The 6,508-nt window shown below is 62.0% G+C and carries 6 protein-coding genes; 3 read left to right on the plus strand and 3 right to left on the minus strand.

From position 1 onward, the window contains the following. Positions 1–83: 83 nt before the first annotated feature. Positions 84–1,004: a VOC family protein gene (locus tag AC0L3N_RS12385; RefSeq protein ID WP_473547856.1), complete on the minus strand. Its 921-nt coding sequence runs from the start codon at positions 1,002–1,004 to the stop codon at positions 84–86. Between the two features lie 222 nt (positions 1,005–1,226). On the opposite strand from AC0L3N_RS12385, the gene AC0L3N_RS12390 reads away from it, so the two are divergent. Continuing rightward, positions 1,227–2,030, plus strand: a complete 804-nt coding sequence (locus AC0L3N_RS12390) for a class I SAM-dependent methyltransferase (RefSeq protein WP_473547857.1) — start codon at positions 1,227–1,229, stop codon at positions 2,028–2,030. A gap of 136 nt (positions 2,031–2,166) precedes the next feature. Then, positions 2,167–2,472 carry a hypothetical protein gene (locus AC0L3N_RS12395; RefSeq protein ID WP_023799134.1) on the plus strand — a complete coding sequence of 102 codons (306 nt, stop codon included), beginning with the start codon at positions 2,167–2,169 and terminating at the stop codon, positions 2,470–2,472. A 143-nt stretch (positions 2,473–2,615) separates the two neighbouring features. Here AC0L3N_RS12395 and AC0L3N_RS12400 read toward each other — a convergent pair whose 3' ends face one another. Continuing rightward, positions 2,616–2,876 carry a hypothetical protein gene (locus tag AC0L3N_RS12400; protein ID WP_473547858.1) on the minus strand — a complete coding sequence of 87 codons (261 nt, stop codon included), beginning with the start codon at positions 2,874–2,876 and terminating at the stop codon, positions 2,616–2,618. Positions 2,877–3,050: 174 nt separating this feature from the next. Here AC0L3N_RS12400 and AC0L3N_RS12405 point away from each other — a divergent pair, with 174 nt between their 5' ends. After that, positions 3,051–5,219 (plus strand): alpha/beta fold hydrolase, encoded by a 2,169-nt coding sequence (locus AC0L3N_RS12405; protein WP_473547859.1) that lies wholly within the window; start codon positions 3,051–3,053, stop codon positions 5,217–5,219. Between the two features lie 117 nt (positions 5,220–5,336). Here the strand turns inward: AC0L3N_RS12405 and AC0L3N_RS12410 are convergent, their stop codons facing one another. Further along, positions 5,337–6,191 carry an aldo/keto reductase gene (locus AC0L3N_RS12410; protein WP_473547860.1) on the minus strand — a complete coding sequence of 285 codons (855 nt, stop codon included), beginning with the start codon at positions 6,189–6,191 and terminating at the stop codon, positions 5,337–5,339. Between the last annotated feature and the right edge of the window lie 317 nt (positions 6,192–6,508).

Here is a 6,508-nt window from a genome sequence, read left to right on the forward strand (position 1 = left end):
CGCGTCCGGTGACGTCAGCAGCAGGCGATTTCCTTCTGGATTGGATCCTTGTCGGACGGCAAGCTCGGGTTACTGGAAGCCGCTTAGCGGACCGATGGCCAATCAGTCCCTGCGGCTACCATTCGCAGGTGATTTCCTTCCGGATCGAAGACGTCCAGCGCCCGCTCCGCCTGCCTAGCAGGGATGTTGGCATGGCGTAGCCGCTGCGCGACCGCTGCCATATCCTCCTGGGAAGGAAGCATGACTGTGAAATGCTCGAGGCCCGCCGAGCCGGGCGGAGGTTCCTTCAGTTCGGCGCCGGCCCAGATGTTGAATGCGACCATGTGCCGGCGCTCGTCGGTCCCGCAGTCAAACAATCCGAACGATCTGGACTGGATGTGCGGCTTGAAGCCAAGCACGCCCAGATAGAACGCCATCAGCGTTTCGGGCGAGCGTGCGCGCATATGGATGTGGCCGATGAAGGCATCCGCCGCCAGCGGGGCTTCGACACCATCCGCACTGTCGAGCTCGAGCAGCAGCCGGTCGAGGTCCAGCGGCTCGAGGCCGGAATGCGTGGTGCCGTCCCTGGCAACAAGCGCGACGCTGCCGTCCGCCGTCACCGCGCTGGATGCGAAGCGGTCGGGCGTATCGAAACAGACCTCGATGCCGTTGCCGGAAAGATCGGAGACGTACAGGGATTCTGATACCAGATGATCTTGGGCGCCGTGCCTGACGCCAGACGCCCGAAGCCGGGCGGCAACGCGGGCCAATTCCTTGCGCGTCGTCACGTGTACCGCAACATGAAAAAGACCGCGCGACTTTGGCGGCAGGGCGGTCGTCGCTCCGGTGTGCAGCACAATCAGAGATTTGCCGTCGACGCCGAGATCGGCCGTCCGGCCATCATTGGCGAGGACAGCGAGACCGACCACGTCACGCCAGAGCGGCAAGGCAGCTGGAATATCGATGACGCGCAGATGAACCGGGCCGAGACGGGTGGCGTTGGCGAGCAAATCTTCGCTTTTCATCGAACACCGTCCGGATTGCAGCCTGAGGAGATTAACCGCGAACGATAAAGCTGTCTCGCGCAAAGTTCGGGTTGATCCGCTTCTGGTGGGCGGAGAACTGGTCGAGGCATCCGAGTGCGTACGACCCGGGTTACACGTTCCTGGGCCTCTGTTCCTGCGCGAGAGGCGAGCGTATTCTTGCGGCGACCCAATGATCTGAATTTATCTCGGGAGGGGATTGCGATGACTGAGGCGACACGTCACGACGCCTGGCAGGCCGGGGATAGCTACGACCTCTATATGGGGCGCTGGAGCCGTCAGATCGCTCCACTGTTCCTGGATTGGCTCGATCCGGCGGAGGGTCTCGACTGGCTGGAAGTGGGTTGCGGAACGGGAGCGCTGTCCTCAGCCATCTTGGCGCGCTGCAATCCCAGTAGCCTGGTATCCATAGATCCATCGGAGGGTTTTCTCGCCAAGGCGCGTGCAAACGTGCCAGATAAACGTGTCGAGTTTCTCGCAGGCGATGCGCAGGCCCTGACTGTCGAATCCGGCAGCAAGGAGATCGTCGTGTCGGCGCTTGTTCTCAACTTCATCCCCGACAAGGAAAAGGCGCTCGCGGAGATGCGGCGGGTGGCCGGCCCCGGAGCGACGATCGGGTTCTACGTGTGGGATTATCCTGGCGGCGGGGTGGAATTCATGCGGGCCTTCTGGACCGCTGCGACGGCGCTTGACCCCGGTGCCATCGACCTCACCGAAGACAGGCGTTTTCCATTTTGCACACGAGATGGACTGACCGATCTCGCGGAGAAGGCCGGCCTCGTTTCCATCGAGTCCACCAGGATTGAGATGCCCGCTGTGTTCAAGGACTTCGAAGACTACTGGTACCCCTTCACCCTGGGGGCGGGGCCGGCGCCCGGCTATTGCATGAGTCTCGAACCCGCAGCTCGCCGGAGATTGATGGAGAGGCTCCGCGAGAGTCTGCCGCGCGGCGAGGACGGGTCCATTCCCCTGAAAACCAGAGCCTGGGCAGTCAAGGCCAAGGTCTGACCGCGAGCCCACGTCGCGCCAGACCGGCAGGCGGCCAACTATAGACTGTCCTGCGCAAAGTTCGGGTTGACCGGCCTTGTACGCGAAGCGACTATTCGTCTGGACGGCCGAGATGCTGGCTGCAGGAGGAAACACGATGGACGAGCCCGATCGGTGGCGTCACATGTCAAGCGCGCCAAGGGATGGCAGCCGAATCCTTGTCACGGTTCGGCCCTCCGAACAGGGGCCGGCGGAAGTCGACCTGGCTTACTGGTCTCGGGCCGACCAGTTCGGCAGCGAAGGATGGCGCGCTTCCGACTCGTCGCCCGGACGCGTGGTTGAATACGCCGAACCCGAGCTGAAGTGCTGGATGCCGCTGCCGACAGCCAATCTGAGCAAGGGTTCATTGCCGAGCCCCTGGGATGAAGAAGATGTCCCGCTGCTGGATGGGTCGGGGATATGAGGCTGAGCGGGAAGGGGAGCTTTTCACTGTAAACAAGGCATTGAGATTGAGCCGAAACCCGCTGCCGTGCTAACCGACCCCAGAACGACTTGCTTATCTCTGCTTCGATCTGCGCCAGCCTCAAGCCAATATCGTCGATCAACTTAGTTGCATTTTTCGATGCGCCGTTTGAATGGATGCAGTCGCCGGAAAAAATCACGCCCAAGTCGCGCGATCAGCGCGAATGCGCGGATCGCGGTGGTCCGGAAATCGAACGAGCGGACCGTTGATACCCGGCAGGCCCGCTGCTTCTCGAGGTAATGCGTAAGCGCAATATCGTGGCGTAACGGGCCGCCGCGCGGCTGCGCATTTTGACCGGGATCATCATGCCAGATGGGCCATTCGGCTGAACTCGGGCGTAGCATAGTGTCCTCCTGAAATAAGGGCTGCTCGTCCGGACAATTTCCACCGCGGCCGTGAGAGGCGCGTTGCAGCCAGCGTGAAGGATTCGTGAAAACGCCAGGCCGGTGAAAATGACGGTTGAATTAGGGGCAACTACAGGAAAGGATCGCAAACAAAGTTGTGGCGTGGCGGATCCGATGGCGCACCCTCATCTCTGTCTGCTAGGCGGTTTCGACTTCGCCGGAGGCGCAGCGGCGGCCCCCGTTTTCAGCCGCAAGGCGCGCGCCATGGTGGCTTATCTCGCCTTGCAATCCGGGCGCTGCCAGTCACGCGAGAAGCTCGCAGCGCTTTTGTGGGGCGGCAACGGTGAGGCGCAGGCCCGGATGAGCCTTCGACAGGCCCTATCGGCCATCAGGAAAGGGATGGACGCATCCGATGGCCGAACGTTCCTGACCGACGGCGACAGCATTACCCTCAATCTCGACGATCTTGATTTCGATGTCGTGCGGTTCGAGGCGCTGGCCGCCGGTTCCGAACCGGAGCAACTCGAACAGGCGCTTGTCGTCTATCGCGGCGACCTGCTCGACGGCTTCGGCCTGAAGGAGGAGCCGTTCGAGGATTGGCTGCGGGTCGAGCGCGAGCGCCTGAGGGCGATGGCTGTCGCGGCACTGGACAAGCTCGTCGCGCATTACTGCACCACGAACGATCCTGCCTCATGCGTGCGCTCGGCAACGCGCCTGCTCGCCATGGAGCCGCTGAGGGAGGATATCCACCGCGCCCTGATGCGAGCCTATGCGGTCCAGGGCCGGCTCACTCTCGCGCTGAGGCAATATGAAAATTGCCGCAGTGCGCTGCAGCGGGAACTCAACGTGCAGCCCGAGCCGGAAACCCGACATCTCTATGAAGACCTGCGGACGCGCCGCATGACGTCGCAAGCCGCCTCCCGGATAGCCGCCTCGGCGCCGCCTTCCCAGACACCGCCACCGTCGCCAGCCCGAACTGGCGCGCGGCCGGCGTTCCCGGCCGAGCCGATGCGCCCCGCGACCCATTATGTCAAATCGGCCGGGATCAACATCGCCTATCAGGTGACCGGCGACGGGCCGGTCGACCTGATCTATGTGCCTGGATGGGTCTCCAACCTTGACCTTGCCTGGTCGTCGCCGCGGCTTTCGCATGTGCTCCATCGCCTCGGCGCCTTCTCGCGCCTGATCCGCATGGACAAGCGCGGCACGGGACTGTCCGATCGAAATGTCGGTTTGCCAACGCTGGAAGAGCGAATGGAAGACATGCGGGCGGTGCTGGATGCGGTCGGCTCGAAGCACACGGTTCTGTTCGGCAGCTCGGAAGGCGGCCCCATGTGCATGCTGTTCGCGGCGACCTATCCCGAGCGGACGGCGGCTCTCGTCCTCAACGGAACCTATGCCAGCGGCCGATGGTCGAAGGATTATCCCTGGGCAAGGACAAGCGAGCAGGTGGAAGAAGATCTGGCCGCCGTCGAGAGACAATGGGGGGAGCCGGCAGATATGAGCAACGCTGCGCCCAGCCTGATGAATGATAGTTTCGAGAGGGAATGGTTCGCCGCGTATCTCAGGAATTCGGCCTCGCCTGCCGACGCGATCGCGCTGTGGCGCTGGGGCACCGAAATCGATGTTCGCGCCCTTCTCCCAGCCATTCACGTCCCGACACTGATCGTCCAGGCGGCAGGGGACCGCTGGGTGAAACCGGAAGAGGGGCGCTATCTGGCAACGCATATCGAGGGCGCCAGATACATCGAGCTTGCCGGCCGTGATCACGTAATCTGGGGCGAGAATTCCGATCGCCTGGTCGACGAGATCCAGACCTTCGTCACCGGCGCCTTGCCGGCAGCGCCGGGCGAGCGCGTGCTTGTCACGGCGCTGCACGTGGAAGTCGTCGGGTTGCCGTCGGCTCTCGTCAACACCAGCAACCAGACGTGGCGCGATCTGATGCAGCGACACGATGACGAGATACGCAAGGAATTGCATCATGCGGACGGTGAGGAAATCAAGCGCACCGGAAACGGGTTTCTAGCGGTATTTCAGCGGCCAACGCGAGCGATCCAATGCGCATTGGCGATCCGTCGTCGACTGGGCGAATCCGGCCTTCGGGTTCGCGCGGCAATCCATATTGGCGAATGCGAAAGGCGCGGCGACGACGTCACCGGTATTGCAATTCAACTGACATCGCGTCTGCTCGATCATGCCGGACCGGGTGAGATCATCGCGTCCCGGACCGTTCGTGATCTCATGGCCGGTTCGGGCCTGACGTTTGAGGAGCATTGCGAGACAGAACTTGCAGGTGTTCCCGGTGGCCTGCAGCTTTTTTCCGTCAGTAAACCGGCTGTCTGACATTGGCCGACAACAAATCGCAGCGTACAGGTTCGGCATCGGGCAGCCGGCCGTCGCCAAGCGGCCGCTACCCTCACGCCATCCGCCTTCGCTGATCTGGCCGAGTCCCGTCGCTCGTCAGAACAGGAACGCAGCCGTGACGGGGTTCGGCCCGGTGCGGCCGTCTGATGAATCCATGCCTCGAATGAGCTCGAGGTCTGCCGCGTCCAGCTCGAAATCGAAGACGTCGAAATTGGCGGCGATGCGGTCCTGGTGGATCGACTTGGGAATGACGATCAGTCCTTCCTGAAGGTGCCATCTGATGATCACCTGCGCCACGGATTTGCGGTGTTTTCCGGCGATTTTTTCTAGGGTCGGGTCGCTCAACAGCCGGCCGCTGCCCAGCGGGCTCCAGCTTTCGATGCGGATGTTGTGCGTGCCATGAAATTCCCTGATGTGGCGCTGTTGAAACCGGAGATGGAGTTCGATCTGGTTGACCGAGGGCGTGACTCCGGTCTCGCCGATGATCCGCTCCAGATGGTCCTGGTTGAAATTCGAAACGCCGATCGACCTGATCCGGCCGCCATTCCTGAGTTCGATCAGCGTCTTCCACGCCCCGACATATTTGCTCTGGCTGAGCACTGGCCAGTGGATCAGGAACAGGTCGATCTGTTCGATGCCGAGCTTGCTCATCGTCTCGTCGAAGGCCCGCAGGGCGGCGTCACGCTGATGCGCGCCGTTGCGCAGCTTCGAGGTGATGAACAACTCGCTTCTCGGCACGGCAGCCGTGCGGATCGCTCGCCCGACGCCTTCCTCGTTCTGGTAGCCTTCGGCGGTGTCGATCAATCTGTAGCCGGTCTGGATCCCCCAACTCACAACCTGGGCCGTGATGGCTGGATCGACCTGCCACACGCCAAGGCCGATCTGGGGAATGGCTGAGCCATCATTCAATGTGATCTGTTCAGGTTTGTTCAGGGTAATCTGTTCAGGCATGCTCAGGTCCTTCTGCATCGTTTCGCCCAGCGCAGTGTGCTTATCTAGGCACGACGTCCGCCAAGGCGAGTCGACAGGTGGAGAAAGTAGAAGTGCGCCGTGAAGCCGCGATGAGATCCGATTCGCACCGACCAGCAAATAGTTTCCAGAGATCAATGAATTGGACCGGGGGATGGCACGCCAATCCGGATCGATCTCGAAAAATCTGGCGAAAGGCCTGACTCCCGCGCACGGCCGTCAATGTGGGCTAACGCTCTTAAGTCTGACAATGGCAAGCGGGTGTCGAGTGCACCCCGTGCATACGCGTATTCGGGAAG

The organism is Mesorhizobium sp. WSM4807 (assembly GCF_055811615.1).